Source organism: Methanoregula sp. (assembly GCA_041645435.1).
Taxonomy (GTDB): Archaea; Halobacteriota; Methanomicrobia; order Methanomicrobiales; family Methanospirillaceae; genus Methanoregula.
Window position 1 is genome coordinate 349808 of sequence record JBAZQB010000003.1, and the last position, 20949, is coordinate 370756.

The window sequence follows — 20949 nt, forward strand, 5'->3', positions numbered from 1 at the left end:
AAAATCGGTAAGAGTATTACAGATTCAATATATCACTAAATGATGCAATGCCGAAGATTGGGTAAAACGGTTTTACTTATTGTCATTTTTTTTCTGGTTATTTCCCAATCTGCCATAGCCTATAATGTTTCAAGAATCTCTGTCGAACCACCCGGGGCTTTGGTACCGGGTACACCGGTGGTTGTTTCCATAAAAATTGATTTGCCAACACAACCGTTATTTCCTCTATCTCATGAACTCCGGTACACAACGGAACTTGAAAAGCCGAAATGGGATCCTGATATTCTTGCCGGGGGTATTGAATACCCTGCTATTATCCAAGGAGGAAAGTTCAATTCTCTATCGGGGTTTGAACTTTCAAATCCAAGAGTATTCGGAGTCCAATTACAACTCGAAGGAACCGCGCCAAACGTTCTCCAAACATCAAATATCACACTTATCAGGATCGAGGAATTAGATGAAAACGGTAGAGCAATTGACAGATCTACGACAGAATCCAGAGTAACAATTCTATATTTAAAAGAAATTTCATGCTGCATAGAGCCGATGGATGAAACGCTTCAAAGGTTCAAATCTCATATCGATGAAAACACTGCAAGGGGTGTAAATACATCTGCTGCAGAACGAAAATTTACAGAAGCGCAAAACAGCATGGATGCGGCATCAAGTCTGCCTGAGCAAAAATACACTGAAGCACTGACATTATTAGGTGACGCACAGAATTCGATCACTGAAGGCGAACGCCTTCTCGACAAAGCATGGGCAGAGAACGAGATCACCGCTGCACAAATTCCCATAAACAATGCTGACGCTGTAATCGCATGGTACAAAACGAATGACCTGCGGCTCCCAGCGATTCTAGCTAAACGCGAACTGGCAGTAGCTTACATTACCGAGGCTAATGAGGCAATTGCTACCGGAAATTATTCACAAGCGCGTGAAAAAGCTCATGGCGCATACGAACTTGGAAACGAGTCATACAACATCGCTTTATCCGGACAACAACGTCAATACCTTGGGAGATTTTGTAACTTCAATCCAGAAATATTTGGATTCCTCATTATTGGCATAATTGTAATCTTACTTGCTTCAACAGGTGTGTACTTTTATTGTCGAAAACACAGGTAAGAAGCCGCAGTTTTTAAAAAAATGATCCGAGAATAATTCAGTTCTTACCCGCTATCATCAGATACTCAAACGCTTCAAGCGCGGCCTTTGCCCCATCCCCAGACGCGATAACGATCTGCTTGCTCTTCACCGACGTTACATCCCCAGCGGCATAAATGCCGGGGATGCTGGTGTGGCCATTGATATCAACGATGATCTCTTTCTTCTCATTGAGTTTTACCAGGTTCTCTACCATATCCGTGTTGGGCAGCCAGCCTATCTCAATAAATGCACCATCGAGGTTGATCTGTTGTTCCTTACCCTGCTCATCCTTGATCGTGATGCCCGAGAGAAACTTTTCCCCGTGCAGGGCTGACACATGCGAGCCCGTATATACCGTGATGTTCTTCCGCTCTTTGAGCTTCTCGACATAGAGTGCATCTGCCCGTATAGTGCTACGCACGATAAGGCTGACTGACTGGGCGATATCACTCATCTCGATAGCGGTCTGCAGCGCAGAATTCCCCCCGCCGACAATGGCCACCTGCTTTCCTTTGTAAAGCGGGCCGTCGCAGGTAGAGCAGATCGAGAGACCGCGCCCGAGATATTGTTCCTCATTTGCCACCCCCAGTTTTTTCGGCCGGTTGCCCTGGGTGAGGATTACCGACTTTGCCTTCAACGTGTTTCCCGAGATTGTGCTGAGATTAAAAAGACCGTCGTCCTGTGAAACCGAAGTCACTTTATCGAGTTCGAGCCGTATATTGAGCGTCCTTACCTGCTCTTCAAATTTTTTCATCAGCTCTTCCCCGGAGATCATCCGGTAACCCATGTAGTTCTCGATCGCCCACGATTCCAGCGCCTGTCCACCGATATTTTCGCTGATGATGATCGTGTTTAGCATTTTTCTGGCACAGTAGACCCCGGCCGTGAGTCCGGCCGGGCCAGCGCCGACAATCACGACATCGTAACTGTCACTGGTCGGAGGTTCTCCGAAAAGTTCATTGAGGCGCTCTGAGTCAAAACCGACAATCACCTCATCATCGATCAAAATTACCGGTACGCCGCGCTGGCCGGAGAGATCGATCATCTTCTTGGCAGCTTCATTATCCGCACCAACATCAATGCTCTCGTACGGGACACCGTGTTTATCAAGGAAGGCCTTGGCCATCCGGCAATATGGGCAGTTTTGGGTGGAGTAGACGGTGACTTTTGTCATCATTTCCAGAAACGCACTGCCGTCATATAAATATATGGACGGGGAGCTCTCTGCCTTATACCAGCCAATAGGAATATTCTTTTTTAATGAGCCCCCATAAAACATTGATCAGATACCATGAGCACCATCTGTAGCAGAAGGGGACTGCGTATACCGGCCCTTTTTTTCCTGTTCCTTCTGTTGCTGGGGGGTGTTGCATCTGGACAGCTGGACACAACAACAGAACCTTCGTTGTACCTTAATTTTAACGAGGGCAGTGGTGTTTATGTTCTCGATGGTTCCGGGCATGGGAATAGCGGGACGCTTCACAGTACATTGCGTATCGAGAACGGGGGGTGTGGGGGAGCTCTCTTGTTTAACGGGATCAACAGTTACGTTGTTATTCCGTATTCTTCCCACAATCATCCTGAAAAGGCAATCACCGTCTCCACATGGTTCTATACCGACTCTTTCCGCCCGCAGACATTTATCTCATCTTACAATGAAGGGGGTTACCAGCTGGGCATTGGCGACGGCGGGGACTTGTGGTGGACAGTAAATATCGAAGGATATGGGGATACAGAAATCCCTGTGCAGCACGAAAGCATATCATTGAACCAGTGGCACCATGTCACAGGAACCTATGATGGGCAGAGCCTGAAGATATATCTTGATGGTGTGCTGAGAAACCAACAGAACGCATCGGGGTTGATCCATTACGAGTACCCTAATTACGTGATACTCGGTGCAAATGCCGGGACCGGGGATCGGCCGAATGCGGGATGCTCGGATTACCTCCAGGGGGGGCTTGATGAGGTGAGAATATATCCGCGGGCACTGACGTATGGCCAGGTCATGGACGATCGGTTCCGCTGCTCGCAGGAACTGGTGGCACCCCCAATCACGGGCAAAGCACAAGAACCGGCAGCGATCTGTTATCCGGCATCAGGCACTCTGCAGATGAAAGAGGGAGAATCGATCGTTCGGATCCTTTCCTTTTCAAATAAAACTGACAATGGGATCTGGAGTGTGGGTCTGCCGGCAGATTCAAAACTCATCGTGGGCGCCCGGGATCTCTATGCAAAAGCAGATCCGGATGCGTGGTATCTCGAGATTAGCGATGAAAACGGCAGGATTACCCGTACGATCGCTTTTCCCAACACCAACAATGCCCCCGCAGAGGGATTAGTTCCTTCAGGAAATGCCACGGTTACTATTCGTTATTTCGATGGAAAAGAGCGATTTCCTACCCGTGTTGCCGTCAGGTTCGATAGCATCGCACTTCCACCCAAACCCCCGGTATTTATTCCGCAGAACGTGTTTGTCAACCCGATCATTATCATCTACTCCGCATCATGGGCAACCCTGATTGCACTTATTCTTGTTGTTGTGTGGCTTCACCGGCGCAAAAAAGAGGGGAGAAAAGAGAAAGAAAATGAAATTGGGAAAAACGAGTGAATAATTATAGAGTGATTTCCCGGAACTGTTTTCCAAAAACACCGCAGATCGGACACTTGTCGGGGGCTTTACCTGTCTCAATATTTCCACAGACCGGGCAGAGGAAAATTTTTTCTCGTCCAAGATCATTTCCCGCTTTTACTGCATCGAGTGCTTTCTTGTATAGGGTTGCATGCACCTGCTCGGCTTTCATCGCATGGGTGAACGCAAGCACTGCATCGGATCTTCCCTCTGCCTCAGCCACTTTGATAAACCCAGGATACATGGTGGTAAACTCATGCGTCTCGCCGGCAATGCTGGCTTCAAGGTTCTTTGCTGTGGGTTCAATTGCAGCAAGCACTTTTAAAAGCTTTTTTGCATGAATGGCCTCTGCTTCCGAAGCGGCTTTGTATAGCGTTGCAATGTTTTTAAAACCCTCATCTGCGGCCTTTTCTGAAAAAGCCTGGTATTTGCGGTTTGCCTGGGACTCTCCGGCAAACGCCTCTTTTGCATTCTCAATAGTTGACATAAGGATACGGTATGGTGGGAATTTGACTTAAAGATTCTTCATGGGGCAGAAAATGCGTTTTTTCCCACTGCAAAAAGAAAGGTTTTTACTGTGCGAAAAAGTACCCCTGACACACCACAGGATTACGGGCCTCTGCCATCTCCTGGATACCGGGTTTTTACTATGAGGAAGATGAAAGATGTTCCTGAACGGGACAGGCCACGTGAGAAGATTGCCAAGAAAGGGGTAGCATCACTCTCAGAGCAGGAACTGATCGAATCAATCCTTGGCAGGGGCACACAGGGTAAGGATGTCCGTGAGATTGCTAAGGAGATCTGCGGGCTCTTAAAGGACCATCGGGGCTCAATCCAATATAATGATCTTCTCAAGGTTATAGGAATCGGCCCTTCCAAGGCTTCGCAGCTCATGGCATGCTTTGAGCTGGGAAAGCGCTACTGTGCACCCTCTGATAGCTGTATCAAAGTGACGAAACCGCAGGACATCCTCCCGCTACCGCTTATTACGGAAATACGGGACAAACGGCAGGAGCATTTTATCTGCATTACCCTCAATGGCGCCGGAGAGGTGCTTTCCGGCAGGATCATAACAGTAGGGTTGCTCAACCACAGCCTTGTCCATCCCCGTGAAGTCTATGCGGATGCGATAACTGACCGGGCTGCATCGGTGATCTGCGTTCACAATCATCCATCAGGTTCCCTTGAACCCAGTCCGCAGGATATCGCAATTACCACACAGCTCAGGGAGGCTGGACTGCTGCTGGGCATCCAGCTGATCGACCATATCATTGTGACAAAGACCGGTTATCGGAGCATGAAAGAACGGGGACTGCTCTAGTGGAATAGGGAAGTCATTACGGGACATTCCAGCAACAACGGATTTTTATGGTGTGATTTGGGTTTTTAGTGGGTGGAGATTACGCCGAAAGCAATTTTCCGAGAGCAAACCCCTTCTGATAGGCAGCATCCAGCAGGTCAGGGTGTTCTTTCACATCGCGGATCGTATCCATGTCGCTGATTAAAAGCTCATCCGCGTACTGGCAGTCGATGATGTCAAAGAATGCCTGAACGGTCAGTTTGGCACCGATAAAAACCTCCGGGATCTTCATGCCCGATATACAGATGAAGAGCCCCTGGCGCCCTGCTCTTTTTTCCTTTGCAATGAATGACTTTTTCCGCATGTACTTGGCCATGAAAAAAACCTGGAACCGGTCCATCAGCGATTTTAATTTTCCGGGAATTCCCATGGTCATAACCGGTGTGGCAATAATGAGGCTGTCCATATCCCTGAACTTCGGGTACAGCTGCTGCATGTCATCGTCTATGATACAGGTCTCATGGTCTTTGCAGAACATCATCTCCATGCATGCCTGGAAATCGAGACTGGCTACTTCAATTTTTTCAACCGTGCAGCCGGCAGCCTCAGCGCCCTTGAGCGCACGGTCAAGCAGTTGTGCGGTGTTGCCGTCAGACAGGGGACTCCCCAGAAGGCCGATGACCTTTTTTCCCATACAACAGTAGACGTGAAAAATCAGCATATACCTTTGCATAGGATCCTGCACTTCTGAAAATCCGTAGAGAGATGGGGTAAAGCAACTGGCACGAACACAACCCATATATATCTTTGGCGTAGATGAGAGGTTTGGTGAATCGTTTGACCGAAAATAAGACGTACAACGCAGGACAGAAAGTCGGACCCGGCAAATATGTATGCATCGACTGTGGCAAGGAACTCACACTCGACAAGAGCGAACAGGACCTCAGGAAATGTCCCGCCTGCGCCTGCGAAGAGTACCAGTGCTTCCCGATGACCCATATCCGTCCTGACGTAAAGACACCGGCAGATGCAAAGAATCCGCCAAAACGCGGTAAGAGCAACATCTGATTTCACATTTTTCTTCTCGGGCACAGTACGGCATGCATGAATTCTGGGAGCCCCGGCAAAAAAACAGGTATTCGGGAATCCCGCTCCCTGGCTTATCTGAAGAAATCATGAGGAATTCTCCATGGTGAACGTCTCAAAAGAGGGGCAGATCTTTAAGTGTGAGATCTGCGGCAATGTTGTTGAGGTCAAAGAGGCCGGCGGTGGCGAACTGGTCTGCTGCGGCGAACCCATGCAGCTGGAGGAGTGATTTATTATGGCAGCGAAAAAGGCGACCGTAAAAAAAGTGCCGGCAAAAAAGCCGGTAGCTAAGAAAGGATCGGAAAAAGAACTCAAAACCCTTGAGAAGAAGATCGGAAAAGTGCCGAAATTTTTCAGGGAGCTGACCACCAAGGAACCCGAGATGTTCAACCTCGTTATGAGATTCGAGCAGTACATCTGGGATGATGGAAAGATCTCGGGTAAGACCAAAAAACTGATCGCAATTGCGATTGCAGCTGCCATGCGGGACCAGCATGCTGTCCGGGCTCAGCTGGCAGGAGCAAAGAATCTTGGGGTTACTAAAGGAGAAGTAGAAGAGGCGCTCCGTGTGACATTCCTGCTTTCCGGTATGCCCGCATATGTCTACGGCAAAGCCCAGCTTGATGAGGTAATGCCGTAATCCACTTCTGCGGTGAAACATCATGGAAGAAGATACCTGTATCGCGTTTCCCGTTCTCGGTGAACCGGCGCCGGATTTCGAGGCAGAGACCACCCAGGGGCCTGTCAAGCTCTCATCCCTGAAAGGGAAATGGGTGGTTCTCTTTTCACATCCGGCGGACTTCACTCCGGTGTGCACCACGGAATTTTTGGCTTTTACGCAGATTTATGACGAGTTGCAGTCACTGAATGTCCAGCTGATCGGCCTGTCCGTTGACAGCATATCAGCACATCTAGCATGGGTGCATGCGATCAAGGAGAAGATGGGAGTAACCATCCCGTTCCCAATCATTGCTGACCTCACCATGAAGGTTGCAAAAAAGTACGGCATGATCCACCCGGGACAGTCATCGACTGCTGCGGTCCGTTGCGTCTTTTTCATCGATGACAAGGGAATCATGCGGGCGATGATCTACTACCCGCTCCAGAACGGGCGGTTCATGCCCGAGATCATACGACTGATCAAGGCACTCCAGACCACGGACAAGTTTAAAGTCTCCACACCTGCGAACTGGCAGCCGGGCGACAAAGTGGTTGTGCCTCCGCCAAAGACAACGGCAGAGATGGACAAGCGTATGAGCGAAGGATACGAGTGCAAAGACTGGTATCTTTGCTTCAAGAAAGTGTGAGCGGGCCGGGACTCGTTACAGAAAGATAACCTTTTTCCTGATTTTCTCCCACGATACAAAAGGATTCCTGCTCGTATATGACCTACCCTAGGGGGGATCCCTGCTTTTAATATTTTTTTTACCCCATCCAAGTGACTGGAGAGGGGGGCATAACTCCGGGATGTTTTTGGCAGAACGATCCAGCCCGGAAACAATGCGAACAGATAACCAACCTGTGCTCCCTTACACACATCTCGGTAATCTTTTGTTCATGTTCCCTATCCAATCCTTTTTTATGACGCATGACAAAGATCACGGTTATGCCGATCAAAGTCCTCGCCTTTGCCGGAAGTCCACGGAGACATGGTAATTCCGAGACACTGCTGGACTGGGTGCTGGGCGGGATGATCGCTGACCCGGATGTTGTCATCGAGAAAGTCGCCCTGACCGATGCCAACATCAATCCCTGCCGGGGGTGCAATGCCTGCGAGAAACTCAATGCCTGCGTGCAGCGCGATGGCATGGATATGTATCATGACAAGATCATCGCTGCTGACATCATCCTGCTCTCCTCTCCGATCTACTGCATGGGTATTGCCTCGCAGCCAAAAGCCCTGATCGACCGGGCGCAGGTTTTCCGTTCAAGAAAATATGTACTTAAGCTCCCCATTGTTCCCCCGGAACGCAAGGGTAAGAGGCTTGGGGGATTTCTCGCTTCTGCCGGGCAAAACTGGGACTATGTCTTTGACGCTGCAATCCCGTCAGTGAAATGTTTCTTCCATGTCATTGACATCAAGGATGCTGACATCTCCTACCTGATGATCAATGGAGTCGATGAAAAAGGGGCGATCGAGAAACACCCTGCCGCCCGGACTGATGCCGAGAAACTCGGGAAGACCATGCTTGCCGAGATCAAAAAACGGCTTGCGGCGTGAAGTTATGACCGTCAGCGTCCTCGGCATATCCGGAAGTCCGCACCGACGTGGAAATACGGAAACGCTGCTCGATAGTTTTCTCGATGGGGCACGTGCTGCCGGTGCCTTGGTTGAGAAAGTGGTGCTCAAGGATCTGGATTACGCCCCATGCCGGGGCTGTAATGCATGTCATAAAACCGGCGACTGCGTTGTGAAAGATGATGCAATCCTTCTCTTTGAAAAAATACTGGCATCGGACTGTATCGCCGTGGCATCTCCCATTTATACGATGGGAATCACTGCCGAACTCAAAGGGCTGATTGACCGGGGACAGTATCTCTGGGCCCGGAAATTCATCTTAAAAACACTCTATTTCCCCGATGAACATATAAAACGGCATAAAGGTCTCTTCATCTCCACGGCCGGGCAGAACTGGGACCATGTCTTTGACGGGGCATTTCCTGCGATAACAGCCATATTCAACGGTACCGGGTTCGAATACTACGATAATATCATCGCCAATAATATGGATGAATTCAAGGGGATCAAGAACCACCCGACTGCACTTAAGGAAGCGTTTGAGAAAGGGCAGAAAGTAGTTGGGGTTATTGAAAAATTAAAAACGGAATGAGTAAGCGTTCCATCTATATTTTAAAAAAAATTGCGGATCAGAGAAGATAGAATGATCCTATGAGTGTCCCGAACGAGGCAATTATTAACAGGGCAAAGATCGGGATATTCCATGCCATGACTTTCCGTCCGTCAAGAACGCTGATGGGAAGCATATTGAACGCTGCTATCATCGCGTTGATCTGGATGCCGAAGATACCGATATAGGTAAGCAGGCCACCGATCGCATGGCCTCCGAAGAGTGCTAGTGCGGCAAAGGGGATGCAGAGCAGGAGGTTAACAACCGGTCCGGATGCTGAAATAATACCGTTCTCCCGCTTGGTTAAACCCTGCCCGCTCCCTGAATTGCTGTAAATGACCGTTGCGCCCGGGGCAGCAAAGACAAAACCGACTAGGGCTGCAAGGAGCACCGCGAACAGCAGCATGGTATTGTCTTTCCGGAATTCCGCCCAGTACCCGAATTTTATTGCGGTAAACTTGTGGGCCATCTCATGAAAGATAAAACCGATACCGGCTGTCAGGAGGGCGATGCCTAAAAAAACCAGTGCAGCAACAGGATCTATTGACCTGACAGGGCCAGTTATACCATAGGGTGCGATCTTGATAATCGCAAACGAGAGGGATATCGCTATCCACGCAATAAAAAGATCAAACTCTTCCCTGCGGGAAATACGTTCGAGCATGAAATCACCGGATCAGATAGGGTGCTCTTCCGATATCTGCTTTGGTGTTAATGCGAGGATAAACACGTTTATGTAAAGAATCAGAAATGTATATCATATGTCCCTGGAGACCGTACGGGCAGAGATCACCAAGACTGACAAAGAGATTATCCGGCTCATTGCACACCGACAGGATCTTGCAATAAAGATTGCCAGAATCAAGATCCATGCGGGAATTCCTGTTCACGATGAGCACCGGGCTTCCGAAGTCCTGAACACGGTTTTTGATCAGGCGGTTGAAGCTAAAATCGATCCTGTCGCCGTCCAGAAAATATTCGAGCAGCTCATTGCGATGAGCGAGGAGCGCCAGCACGAATGTTCCGGGGACGGGAATCTTCCCTGATTCTGCTTTTTTAAAAACAGTTAAAAAAATTCCGGGAGATTTACCCCATCCACCCGAGAAGGATGACAGCCCCAAGCGCAACCAGTATCACACCGATAATCATCCTGATCGTCCTCTTGTACTTCGCTCTCATGCTGTCAGCCCGTTCAGGGGATATGCCATACGCAACGAGAAGGGTAATCAGGATAAGGGGGAGGACATAGACAAGGTTGTACAGTACAAGCCATGGTAACCCGGCCATCACCGTCATCTCCCTTCCCATGAGACCGAGGATGCTGATATAGATGCCCCCGGTACAGGAAAAGCCGAGGATGCCGGCAAGGATCCCCAGGATAAATGCTGCAGGAAGCGACGCGATGCGGATATAGTTCCCGAGCATGCCTTTTTGCGATTCCGGTATGGACAGGATAAAGGTCTCCTTGTTCCGGAGCACATCGGCGATCGTTATAATCCCCAGAAGAAGAGCAACGGCCCCCCCGATAATGGCAAACACCCGTGAGAACCCGGAGAAGGAGATCACCGAGAAAAGCCCGATTCCCACCAGAAGATGAAACAGGAACATCGCGGTGATGTAGGCACCACCGACAAGCAGGATGCGCCTCCTGCTCCCGGCAGCAGCCATCGGGATCAACAGGAAGACCAGGACGGACAAGCCGCAGGGATTGGCACTGTCAACGATAGCTGCAAAGACAACCAGCGGCAGACTGAGCGGGGATTCCTGCGTGCAGCTGGGATCCTCTTCCGGTATTACGGGTTGGGCAGTAATGTTACAGGACGCGAGCCGCTGTTTCTCGATAAGGATCTCAGATTCAAACCGGTTTGTGATCTCGACATCACCGGACAATGAGGTGTTTCCAATAAAGATTGCGGGGACTCCGGGACGGGCAATACCGTACTTGCCGCTCATTTCCGTGAACTTCTGAAGGTTTTCAAAATGGTTATAGATCTCAAGCCGGGTGAGGTTGAGTTCAGGATATTTTGTCTGAAGAGCCGCGAGAAGGGGTTTAACCTTTTCACAGTGGCTGCAACCGTCACCGTAAAAATAGAATGCGGTTACAGGATCAGATGTATGGACTGTTGAGGGAGGGGGGGTTGCTGTCTTAAGGGGATTGAAAGAAGGGGCAGCAAGAAAAAACCCGGCGCTGACGATGATGGCTGCCAGCACGATCAGGAAAAACTTTTGTGTTTTTTCCATAACAAGAGTCTCATAACCTATTGTTCAGGACGATAAAAGAATATGCGGTTCTGCTATTTTTAAGAAAATGATCCTTTTATCTTATCAGCAGGGTGGGTTGAATTCTGGCATCTGAATGGTTGATGGGGGATCGCTTGGATTCCTGCCCGTCAATTACCGGTTTTTTTTAATTCAGCGATAATGGCAGCTTCCAGTTTTGCGGGTATATCCCGTTCGCCGATGAGAACAATGTTGCCGATAATCACTTCAGGAACACCGGCATTTTTCACACCAAGGTTCTTGTTCAATGACTGGGAAAGAGCCCAGTTGGTCTGGTTATGCCAGGTTTCGAGGATCTGGAAATCCACTTCCGGGTATTTTTTCTTCAGTGACTCGATAAACGGCATCACGTTATGGCAGTGCGGGCATTCTTCACCATAGAGAAAATACACTGTCACTTTATCCTGCACGGGACTTCCAAAACCCGGTATAGGAGTATTTCCGGCATTCTGGGACAGGATAAAAAATGCTGCACATACAAGAGCCACAACGATGAAGAACCCGACGGCGATTTTTATTGTTTTATCCATCCTTAAAAACCCTGATATTGAATGGTAGATTGCCAATTAATAAAATACCTCTACGAAAATCTCATAAAAATCATTTTAATGAGATCATTGTCCCCACACCGTCTCTGGTGAAGAGTTCGAGGATGAGATTGTGCTCGATATTACCATTGATGATGTGGGCATATTTCACGCCATTTTCTACTGCCTTGATCACCGAGCCCACTTTTGGGATCATGCCTTCACCAATCGCCCCGGACTTCTGCATGGCAGTTGCTTCATTGATGGTCAGTTTCCGGTATACCATTGTCCGTTTTGCATCCATGACACCGTCAACATCCGTCATATTCACGAGTTTGTAGGCCTTGAGGGCAATGGCAATATCGCCCGCTGCCGTGTCAGCGTTGATATTCAGGCTCGCACCCAACCGGTCAATCGCTATCGGGGCTACAACCGGGATGTAGCTGGTATCGAGCAGTGTATTCAGGAGTGCCGGGTCAATCCATTCGATCTCGCCAACATGCCCGAGATCCACTTCTTTCTGGACACCTTCAACTTCGATCTTCTGGAGATCCATCTTCCTTGCGATAATCTGGTTGCCGTCGCTACCAGAGAGCCCGACACCCCGGGCACCGCATTTCGCAATCAGCGAGACGATCCCTTTGTTGATCTTGCCTACGAGCACCATCTGGGCAATCTCAAGGGTTTCCGGGTCGGTCACCCGGAGACCCCCGACAAAGACGGATTCCTTTCCCATCGCCTTCATCTTCTCGGATATCTCCGGGCCACCGCCATGTACGAGGACCACGCGGATCCCCACGTAGTGCAGGAGCACGGCATCGCGGATTGCGTTCTCCAGCACTACCGGGTCCACCATTGCGTGGCCGCCGAGCTTGATCACGATGGTCTTGCCGTGGAACTGCTGGATGTACGGCAGGGCTTCCATGAGCACGTCTTCGCGTTTCATCATGTGGTGTACCTCCCATTGATCTCGACATACTTCTCTGTCAGGTCACAACCCCAGGCAGTCGCTTCTGCCTTTCCTGCGGCAAGATCGAGGATAAAGATCACCTTTTTTCCGTGCATGGCCATCTTCGCATTCTTGAGATCGGCGATGATTTCACCGGATTTAACGAGAGGGTACTTCACATTGCCATCGCTGATCCAGAGTGAGACGGCGTTGGGATCGAACTTCACACCCGCCCGGCCTGCTGCCGCAACCACACGGCCCCAGTTGGGATCCTCGCCGTATACCGCAGTCTTGACAAGCGGGGATTCGATCACGGTGCGGGCAACCTTTGCTGCATCATCCTCTTTCGGTGCACCCGTGACGGTCACTTCAAGCAGCTTCGACGCCCCTTCGCCATCAGCGGCAATCTGCATAGCAAGGGAGCGGCAGCACTCCTCGAGTGCAGCGGAGAACTCCTTTGCATGCACTTTGCCGGCAGCTCCTGTTGCCGTGCAGAGCGCAATGTCGTTGGTGCTCATGTCACCATCGACAACTACGCGGTTGAATGTCCTCTTTGTTGCCATTTTCAGGGCTTCGGAAAGCGGTTTTGCGCCGATCTCGGCATCGGTGTAAATGAATGCGAGCATCGTACCCATGTTGGGGGCGATCATGCCGCTTCCTTTCGTTATACCGCCGATACAGAACGACTCTTTCTCCACCAGTGCATGCTTGGGGTAGAGATCGGTTGTCATGATTGCCTGTGCAGCAAGGGTTTCTGCCTCGAATGTGCGATCAAGTTTCGGGGCAATCAATTTGCACTGGCGCTCAATGAGCGGGAGATCGAGATAGCGCCCGATGACCCCTGTGCTGGCAATCCCGATCTGTTTCGCGTCGACCCCGAGTGCAGTGCCAGCAAACTCGGTCATTGCAACTGCATCCTCATACCCGCGCTTCCCGGTATAAGCATTGGCACAGCCACTGTTTGCGATAACCGCTTCCATTGTGCCTTTCTTTATCTGCTTGCGCATGAGTTCTATCGGTGCTGCTTTGACAAGGTTTTCGGTAAAAACCCCGGCGGCAGTGCCACTTGCACGGATAAGGGCCAGACCGAACTTTCCTTCTTTCATGCCATACGCAGTGACTCCCTTGACTGCACAGATACTCCGTAATGTCATTTAGGCACCCGTACCATTTGATTCCGGATAGGATGCACCGACTGCATTAATAATATCTGCCCGGGTAAGAATACCGGTCAGTTTTTTCCCCTGCATCACCGGCAGGCGGGTAACACCTTCCCTGAGCATTAAGGATGCTGCAGCTTCAACATCCATATCCTCAGTAGCGGTGATCACATGGTGAGTCATCACCTTCTTTGCCGGCATATCCCCGATATTGCGCAGGGCATGTTTGGTCTTTTCCCAGTTCACATACTCGCGTATAGGAATCTCGATGATCTCAAAAGGCGACGGCAGCCAGAGATCATCAGAGATCCGTTCGGATTCAAGGAGCGAGATGAGATCCGACTCGGTAAGCATACCGACAAGTTCCCCGCCTTCCATCACCGGCAGGCCACCGATATGATGCTTCCGGAACAGACCAACCGCATCACGGAGGGGGGTTTCGGCAGTGCATACCACCGGGTTTTTCGTCATTGCGTCTTTTACCAGCATTTTAGTCACCTAGGGGAGCATCCCTGCGCTGACGAGCCCGTCCTGTTCGGAAAGCCCGCACATCAGGTTCATGTTCTGGATCGCCTGCCCGCTTGCGCCTTTTACCAGATTATCGATTGCAGAGACTGCAACGACACGCATTCCTTCGCTCTCCACCATCAGGTCGCAGAAGTTGCTGCCCCGGACTGCAGCAAGCGAGGGTTTCTGGTACCGGACAAAATATTCATCTTTATAGAAATCCTGGTAGAGTTTCTCTACTTCTTTCTGTCCAAGGGGTTCTTTGAGCAGGATATGGGCGGTGGTAAGGATACCGCGGTTCACCGGTACAAGATGGGGAGTAAAGTAGACGTTTGCTTTTGAACCCAGACCGGAGAGTTCCTGTTTCATCTCGGCAAGATGGCGGTGGCTCGTCCATTTGTAGGGTCCGACATTGTCCCCGACGTTCGGATAGTGGGTGGTGGCAGACGGATTGTCGCCCGCACCGCTCACGCCGGTCTTGGAGTCAAAGATGACCGTATGGGCATATTTTGCAAGGGGGGCTGCTGCAAGGGTCGCTCCCGTGGGGAAACAGCCGGGATTTGCGACAAACTTTGCATTGATGCACTCCTTGCGGTGAAGCTCCGGAATACCGTAGGGGGCAGGGAAATAATCGGAATGTGCAACGCCATACACCTTCTCGTAGATGTCTTTTGGCAGCCGGTAATCTGCGCTGAGATCGACGACTTTGATTCCCCGTTCCAGCAGTTTGCCGGTATGGGTCATCGCCGCCGTATGGGGAACTGCAAGAAATGCCACATCGGCATCGATGGAATCCATGTCGGGATTTTCGAATTTGAGGCTGGTAAACCCTTTCAGGTGAGGATGGACCTGATCAAGGGGGGTTCCTGCCAGTTTGCGTGACGTGACACACGTGACTTTTGCCGTTGAGTGCTGAACGAGCAGGCGAACCAGTTCACCACCGGCATAGCCGGAGGCCCCGATAATCGCAATTTTCATAACAAGAGTATCCGATTGTCAAAATTTAATGCTTTTTAAAGCGGGGAGCGGGCTAAACGGGAAATTTGACCGAATTAAAAAAAAGGAATTACACCTTATCCAGTTTGCGGGAATACACACTATACAGCCGCTGACCGAGCAGTTCTATCCGCTGGCGGTCTTCAAGTCCTTCGAGCAGATCTGCGGGAAGTGCTCCGATCCCTTTTGCTGCACCGAGATATGCGCCACAGATACACGCGATGGTATCGGTATTTCCCCCGGTGTTGGCCGCAACCGTGAGCAGATCCGGCGGGTGAGAATACCTGCTGATCAAGAAAAACGCTATTGGCAATGTCTGGAATACCGATACATCATTACCGATTTTGAGTAGAGCTGTCTCGGTTTCCATTCCCTCTTTCTCTAATACAAGTGCATTCCTGATCTTTCCCCCAAGCAATTCGTCTTCCGCCTGTGCCTTATGCAGAGCTTTTCCAACAGGATCGGGGCTGTCGTGGAGAGCATGATAGATGAGGGTGACAAAGGTTGAGACTGCTGCATGGGTTGCCGGGTGGGAATGAGTGACATTACACGCCCGGACTGATCGTTCACATCCTTCATTCATATCAGGAAATGCCAAGGCGAACGGGATCGCAATCGGGAGGCAGCCGGAGGTGGTGGATTTCACCCCTTTCTGGGGAACATTCTCTTTTACCGATTGTTCACACACCGTGGAAACAGACCCGTCGGGAAAGCGGAGGTTTCCTCTCGCATAGAGTTCACGCAGAGCGGTCACATACCGCTCCTCATTGAATTTTCCGTCAGCAAGAAGGGTTGCAACCAGGATCATCATCTGGGTATCATCAGTATATTGTCCAGGATTCAGGCCTTCGTTGGGATGGCCTTTGTAGGGGCGGCGGTACCCATACTTCATCTTGTTCAGGTTAGGAGCACCGCTCTCGTTGGGCATACCCAGCGCATCGCCAATCGCTGCACCCAGCAGGCACCCCTTGAATTTGTCGAGCATCGATCCTATATTGAAAAACCCGGACAGATAACCCTTTTTATATCCAACCCACGGACTGCGGATTCCCCTGCGCGCTGAACCAGAACCATAAAAACAATATCTTCGTTTTCTCTTTTTCACACCGGAAACCAATCTCCGTGGGCAGATTTGTCGAACGGGTCTTCGACAAATTATATATAGGATGTTTTGCATGATTAATAATGTTAAATTGGTGGGCACATGACAGAGGATTTTAATGTCAAACTCGTCGAGGATGTGAAATCATACACACCCGACCCACAGTACAGAAAAAATGCATGGATGGGAGACTACGAGAAAGTATACAAAGACTTTCTTGCCGACCCGGATGGATTCTGGGAAAATATGGCAAAGGAGCTTGACTGGATCAAACCATGGGATGCCGTCAAAGAATGGAATTACCCCTATGTCAAGTGGTTTACCAATGCCAAGCTGAACATCACGGCAAACTGCCTTGATCGCCACGTGAATGATAACCGCCGCAACAAGGTGGCCCTTATCTGGCGGGGCGAAGAGGGCCGGGAACGTATCTTTACCTACCAGAAGCTCCTCTCACAGGTCTCACGCTTTGCAAATGCGTTGAAGAAGATTGGCGTGAAGAAGGGGGACTGTGTCTGTATTTACATGCCGCTGGTCCCCGAGCAGCTCATCGCCATGCTTGCCTGCGCCCGCATCGGCGCGATCCACAATGTCGTATTCGGAGGATTTGGCGCCGGTGCCCTGAACATGCGGATCCAGGATGCCGAAGCAAAAGTGGTCATCACCGCAGATATCTCGATCCGCCGCGGCAAGGCAATCCAGCTCAAGGCAATCGTCGACGAAGCGATCATGAATGCTCCCACCGTGGAACATGTTATCGTTCTGCGGAGGCGGGATCCTCCGGTGGATCTCCACGAGCGCGAGCTGGATTTCAACGAGATGATGGAGGGGGTGTCCGATGTTTGTCCGCCGGAAGTCATGGATGCCGAAGATCCGTTCTTCATCCTCTATACCAGCGGATCTACCGGAAAACCGAAGGGTATCATGCATACCTGCGGCGGGTACATGGTAGGCACCTATTACACCAGTAAATATGTCTTCGATCTGAAGGACAATGATATTTTCTGGTGTACTGCAGATCCCGGTTGGATCACGGGTCACAGTTACATAGTGTACGGCCCTCTTGCCGTCGGTGCAACCGTCTTTATTTCCGAACTGACCCCCGATTACCCGGATGCGGGCAGCTTCTGGAATCTTATAGAGGAGCAGAAGATCACGATCTTCTATACTGCCCCGACAGCAATCCGGATGTTCATGAAGATGGGAGAGGTCTGGCCTAATAAGTACAATTTGAACTCCCTTCGAATCATAGGCTCTGTCGGAGAACCGCTGAATCCTGAAGCATTCGAGTGGTATTACCATGTCATTGGTAAGGACAAGATCCCGATCCTTGACACCTGGTGGCAAACCGAGACCGGCATGCATATGATTACAACGATGATCGGGGAGCCCATGCGCCCCGGCTTTGCCGGAAAACCTATCCCGGGTATCGAGGCAGATGTCGTGGACAAGGACGGTAATTCTGTCAAGCCCGGTACCGGCGGGCTTCTCGTGGTTAAATCACCCTGGCCAGCCATGCTGCGGACGGTATACAAGGATGATGAGCGGTACCGGAAATACTGGGAAACGATAAAAGGTGTCTATGCAGTAGGTGACCTTGCGGTCAAGGGCAAGGACGGGTATATCATGATCCTCGGGCGGGCGGATGATATCATCATCGTGGCCGGTCACAACATCGGCACCGCAGAAGTTGAGAGCGCACTGGTTTCCCACCACGCTGTTGCCGAAGCGGCAGTCATTGGAAAGCCGGATGTGGTGAAAGGGAACACAATCAAGGCGTTCGTCATCCTCCGCGTGGGGAACCAGCCGAGTGATAATCTCAAGCAGGATCTCCTCCATCACGTACGGACGACCATCGGACCTATCGCAATGCCTCACGAGATCGATTTCGTGGACAAACTGCCCAAGACCCGGAGTGGCAAGATCATGCGCCGCGTCTTAAAAGCAAAAGAGATGGGTATAGACCCCGGCGATATCTCAACGCTGGAGGAATAATCTAACCTTTTTGTGAGGGAAAATGAGCGAGACAGTACAGGAAAAACTATTCGGCATGGAACCCGAAAAAGGGCGATGGGTGCTTGTTATCCTCGGTATGGTCATCAACCTGTGTTTAGGCTCGATCTATTCGTGGAGTGTCTTTGTCAAGCCGCTTACCGATTATTTTACCGGCACACTTGGCCAGCAGGTAACAGCCAATGATATCCTTTTGCCGTTTTCGGTTTTTCTGGCATTCTTTGCCATCGCCATGCCGCTCACCGGGAAATATATAGAACAGTACGGGCCACGGAACGTGACGATCGTTGGCGGGATTTTGACCGGCCTCGGCTGGCTGCTGGCATCGTTTGCAAACTCAGTCCCGATGCTCTATGTGATGTATGGTATCATCGGGGGTGTCGGTGTCGGTATTGCCTATGGGGTACCGGTCGCAGTATCCGCCCGCTGGTTCCCGGATCGCCGCGGACTCGCGGTAGGTCTTACGGTCCTTGGGTTCGGGTTCTCTGCACTCATCACGGCCAACCTTGCAGGATATTTCATCGGTTCCTATGGAGTAATGAACACATTTCGGATCTTCGGGGTTGTGATGATCATCTTAACGATATTGTTAGCCATGCCCCTGAAATTCCCGAAAACCGGGTGGAAACCTGCGGGGTGGACACCCCCTGCACCCGTAGCGGGTCAGCATGTCACCTGTGAGTTCCGGCGCGAACAAATGCTCAAGACATCGTCATTCTATGCGCTCTGGGCCTGCTACTTCATCGGCTGCCTGGCCGGGCTGATGGCCATCTCGATTGCAAAACCGGTGGGTACCGATGTGGGTATCGAGACCGGGCTTGCCACGATGCTGGTCGGGTTCTTTGCGGTCTTCAATGGCGGCGGACGCCCCGTCTTTGGTTCGCTGACGGATAAGTTCACACCAAGGAATGCGGCGATGGTCTCGTTTGTCCTCATTGCACTGGCATCCCTGCTGATGTGGCAGGTCCAGTCCGTGCTGGTGTACATCATTGCCTTTGCCGTGCTCTGGGGGTGTCTCGGGGGCTGGCTGGCAATCGCGCCAACAGCTGCCGGCAGCTTTTTCGGTACTAGCGATTACCCCCGGTGTTATGGAGTAATCTTCCTTGCGTATGGAGCTGGTGCAATAGCCGGACCACAACTCGCCGGGTTCATCAAAACAGCAACGGGATCATATCTAGGGGTGTTTCCCTATGTGCTTGTCTTGGCAATCATCGGTCTTGTCATCGCATTTACGATGCTGAAACCGCCGCAGGCACCCCAGAAAAGCTAATCTTTTTTTCCGCGCTCTGGCTGGTATATGCGTTTTTTCTGGGCCATGCGATACCCGGAAACCACAAGCACCGTGTCACCAAATTCGGCATCAAGCGATGAATCCCCCGAGTCAACGTAGAGGACCGGGGTTTCTCTTAGTTTGTGCGGCGTTGCAACTACGATAAGATTTCCGATCCCCACCGTTCTCACAATGCGGGTGCTGATCTGCTGGTTGCCCCGCCCGAGGATGAAGCCCTGTGCACCTATCGGGCTGAGGAGAATTTTTGCCTCCTGCCCATGCTCAAGCAACGCCCAGAGTGCCTTTTCGGTCAGATCCATTGCAACCATCTTCCCGTTTTTCACGGCATCAACGCCCAGCAGGGTCTTATTCACCCCAATCTCCCGGGCAATGGATTCGGTGGTTGTTCCTGCACCAAGGATATAGAGCACGTCAGGGATCATGATCTCGCGGATGAAACGGGCAATCTCCTTCTTTGCACGCTCCTCATCCCCTTCTTCAAATACCTGCTTGGAGAACTGGACCTTTCCCGCCAGAACCGGTGTACAGGCAATCCCGTGCAACCGGGTTTTCAGTTCACCTGCCCGGTACGCATCTTCATCGACATCCATCACTTCTGAATCCCGGAGTGCAGATTTATCAAATCCCGTTACGAGTTCTGCTGCGGTTGCCGGATCAATAGCAAAGACCGCAGAGTACATCTTCACCCCTGCCGGGATCCCGAGGATCGGCACATCCCTGCCCACCACATCAAAGATGTCCCGGGCGGTCCCGTCACCGCCGCAAAAAAGGATCAGGTCAACTGCAGATTTCCGGAAAATCTGTGCAGCCTTCCGGGTATCATCGGCACTGCTATCGCCATTGTAATGATAGAGCACCTGATAATTCTGCATACCGGCCTCTTTGAGTGCAGCCTCTCCCATAGCTCCCGAGCAGGTAACAAAACTCAGCCCGGCCTGCCGTGAGAGCAGCGCCAGCGTGATACGCGCCCGGTTCTGTGCCTGCGGAAAGGCCCCACGAAGCCGGGCTTCATCTGCCTTACCATCGGTTCCCTTCAGCCCCACTGCGCCGCCCATACCGGCTACCGGGTTGATCAGAAAACCGATTCTTTGCATGAAAAAAGGTGTTG

General features: G+C 50.9%; 24 protein-coding genes. 12 read left to right on the top strand and 12 right to left on the bottom strand.

Features of this window, described 5'->3' with window-relative positions:
- Nucleotides 1–57 precede the first annotated feature (57 nt).
- Nucleotides 58–1128: a hypothetical protein gene (locus WC593_08425; protein MFA4825169.1), complete on the top strand. Its 1071-nt coding sequence runs from the start codon at nucleotides 58–60 to the stop codon at nucleotides 1126–1128.
- Between the two features lie 37 nt (nucleotides 1129–1165).
- On the opposite strand, the gene WC593_08430 is transcribed toward WC593_08425, so the two are convergent.
- A complete protein-coding gene (locus WC593_08430; protein MFA4825170.1) occupies nucleotides 1166–2323 on the bottom strand; it encodes a Uxx-star family glutaredoxin-like (seleno)protein in 1158 nt (385 codons plus the stop codon).
- Between the two features lie 117 nt (nucleotides 2324–2440).
- Between WC593_08430 and WC593_08435 the strand changes: the two genes are divergently transcribed.
- Nucleotides 2441–3760 carry a LamG domain-containing protein gene (locus WC593_08435; GenBank protein MFA4825171.1) on the top strand — a complete coding sequence of 440 codons (1320 nt, stop codon included), beginning with the start codon at nucleotides 2441–2443 and terminating at the stop codon, nucleotides 3758–3760.
- Between the two features lie 4 nt (nucleotides 3761–3764).
- Here the strand turns inward: WC593_08435 and WC593_08440 are convergent, their stop codons facing one another.
- Nucleotides 3765–4268 (bottom strand): rubrerythrin family protein, encoded by a 504-nt coding sequence (locus WC593_08440; GenBank protein ID MFA4825172.1) that lies wholly within the window; start codon nucleotides 4266–4268, stop codon nucleotides 3765–3767.
- Between the two features lie 162 nt (nucleotides 4269–4430).
- On the opposite strand from WC593_08440, the gene radC reads away from it, so the two are divergent.
- Complete coding sequence (gene radC, locus WC593_08445; GenBank protein MFA4825173.1) at nucleotides 4431–5102, top strand: DNA repair protein RadC; 672 nt, start codon at nucleotides 4431–4433, stop codon at nucleotides 5100–5102.
- Nucleotides 5103–5181: 79 nt separating this feature from the next.
- Here the strand turns inward: radC and WC593_08450 are convergent, their stop codons facing one another.
- Nucleotides 5182–5775, bottom strand: a complete 594-nt coding sequence (locus tag WC593_08450) for a flavodoxin family protein (protein MFA4825174.1) — start codon at nucleotides 5773–5775, stop codon at nucleotides 5182–5184.
- Between the two features lie 122 nt (nucleotides 5776–5897).
- Here WC593_08450 and WC593_08455 point away from each other — a divergent pair, with 122 nt between their 5' ends.
- The 6 genes from WC593_08455 (at nucleotide 5898) to WC593_08480 (ending at nucleotide 8998) form a co-directional block, all read left to right on the top strand.
- On the top strand, nucleotides 5898–6149 hold the full coding sequence (locus WC593_08455; protein ID MFA4825175.1) for a hypothetical protein: 252 nt from the start codon (nucleotides 5898–5900) through the stop codon (nucleotides 6147–6149).
- A 121-nt stretch (nucleotides 6150–6270) separates the two neighbouring features.
- Entirely contained in the window at nucleotides 6271–6396 is a 126-nt protein-coding gene (locus WC593_08460) for a desulfoferrodoxin FeS4 iron-binding domain-containing protein (protein MFA4825176.1), read from the top strand.
- A 6-nt stretch (nucleotides 6397–6402) separates the two neighbouring features.
- Nucleotides 6403–6807, top strand: coding sequence for a carboxymuconolactone decarboxylase family protein (locus WC593_08465; GenBank protein MFA4825177.1), 405 nt, complete (start codon nucleotides 6403–6405; stop codon nucleotides 6805–6807).
- 22 nt (nucleotides 6808–6829) lie between these two features.
- A complete protein-coding gene (locus WC593_08470; protein MFA4825178.1) occupies nucleotides 6830–7474 on the top strand; it encodes a peroxiredoxin in 645 nt (214 codons plus the stop codon).
- 299 nt (nucleotides 7475–7773) lie between these two features.
- Nucleotides 7774–8388, top strand: a complete 615-nt coding sequence (locus WC593_08475) for a flavodoxin family protein (protein MFA4825179.1) — start codon at nucleotides 7774–7776, stop codon at nucleotides 8386–8388.
- A gap of 4 nt (nucleotides 8389–8392) precedes the next feature.
- The gene (locus WC593_08480) at nucleotides 8393–8998 is read left to right on the top strand and encodes a flavodoxin family protein (protein ID MFA4825180.1); all 606 of its coding nucleotides are present in this window, start codon (nucleotides 8393–8395) and stop codon (nucleotides 8996–8998) included.
- A gap of 37 nt (nucleotides 8999–9035) precedes the next feature.
- On the opposite strand, the gene WC593_08485 is transcribed toward WC593_08480, so the two are convergent.
- Entirely contained in the window at nucleotides 9036–9680 is a 645-nt protein-coding gene (locus WC593_08485; protein ID MFA4825181.1) for a peptidase M50, read from the bottom strand.
- A 97-nt stretch (nucleotides 9681–9777) separates the two neighbouring features.
- Here WC593_08485 and WC593_08490 point away from each other — a divergent pair, with 97 nt between their 5' ends.
- A complete protein-coding gene (locus WC593_08490; protein ID MFA4825182.1) occupies nucleotides 9778–10062 on the top strand; it encodes a chorismate mutase in 285 nt (94 codons plus the stop codon).
- A 40-nt stretch (nucleotides 10063–10102) separates the two neighbouring features.
- On the opposite strand, the gene WC593_08495 is transcribed toward WC593_08490, so the two are convergent.
- The 7 genes from WC593_08495 to WC593_08525 form a co-directional block, all read right to left on the bottom strand.
- The gene (locus WC593_08495) at nucleotides 10103–11257 is read right to left on the bottom strand and encodes a cytochrome c biogenesis protein CcdA (GenBank protein MFA4825183.1); all 1155 of its coding nucleotides are present in this window, start codon (nucleotides 11255–11257) and stop codon (nucleotides 10103–10105) included.
- A 149-nt stretch (nucleotides 11258–11406) separates the two neighbouring features.
- Nucleotides 11407–11826 carry a hypothetical protein gene (locus tag WC593_08500; GenBank protein MFA4825184.1) on the bottom strand — a complete coding sequence of 140 codons (420 nt, stop codon included), beginning with the start codon at nucleotides 11824–11826 and terminating at the stop codon, nucleotides 11407–11409.
- A 70-nt stretch (nucleotides 11827–11896) separates the two neighbouring features.
- On the bottom strand, nucleotides 11897–12769 hold the full coding sequence (gene argB / locus WC593_08505) for an acetylglutamate kinase (GenBank protein MFA4825185.1): 873 nt from the start codon (nucleotides 12767–12769) through the stop codon (nucleotides 11897–11899).
- Nucleotides 12769–13926 carry a bifunctional glutamate N-acetyltransferase/amino-acid acetyltransferase ArgJ gene (gene argJ, locus WC593_08510; protein MFA4825186.1) on the bottom strand — a complete coding sequence of 386 codons (1158 nt, stop codon included), beginning with the start codon at nucleotides 13924–13926 and terminating at the stop codon, nucleotides 12769–12771. Before argJ ends, argB begins: the two co-directional genes overlap by 1 nt.
- Complete coding sequence (locus WC593_08515) at nucleotides 13927–14421, bottom strand: CBS domain-containing protein (GenBank protein MFA4825187.1); 495 nt, start codon at nucleotides 14419–14421, stop codon at nucleotides 13927–13929.
- A gap of 9 nt (nucleotides 14422–14430) precedes the next feature.
- Complete coding sequence (gene argC / locus WC593_08520) at nucleotides 14431–15417, bottom strand: N-acetyl-gamma-glutamyl-phosphate reductase (GenBank protein MFA4825188.1); 987 nt, start codon at nucleotides 15415–15417, stop codon at nucleotides 14431–14433.
- Nucleotides 15418–15505: 88 nt separating this feature from the next.
- On the bottom strand, nucleotides 15506–16420 hold the full coding sequence (locus WC593_08525) for an ADP-ribosylglycohydrolase family protein (protein ID MFA4825189.1): 915 nt from the start codon (nucleotides 16418–16420) through the stop codon (nucleotides 15506–15508).
- Between the two features lie 219 nt (nucleotides 16421–16639).
- Here WC593_08525 and acs point away from each other — a divergent pair, with 219 nt between their 5' ends.
- On the top strand, nucleotides 16640–18532 hold the full coding sequence (acs, locus tag WC593_08530) for an acetate--CoA ligase (protein ID MFA4825190.1): 1893 nt from the start codon (nucleotides 16640–16642) through the stop codon (nucleotides 18530–18532).
- Between the two features lie 22 nt (nucleotides 18533–18554).
- Nucleotides 18555–19820, top strand: a complete 1266-nt coding sequence (locus WC593_08535) for an OFA family MFS transporter (GenBank protein MFA4825191.1) — start codon at nucleotides 18555–18557, stop codon at nucleotides 19818–19820.
- On the opposite strand, the gene WC593_08540 is transcribed toward WC593_08535, so the two are convergent.
- Nucleotides 19817–20935 (bottom strand): ATP-NAD kinase family protein, encoded by a 1119-nt coding sequence (locus WC593_08540; GenBank protein ID MFA4825192.1) that lies wholly within the window; start codon nucleotides 20933–20935, stop codon nucleotides 19817–19819. The two genes, WC593_08535 and WC593_08540, sit on opposite strands and share 4 nt — an antisense overlap.
- Nucleotides 20936–20949: the final 14 nt, after the last annotated feature.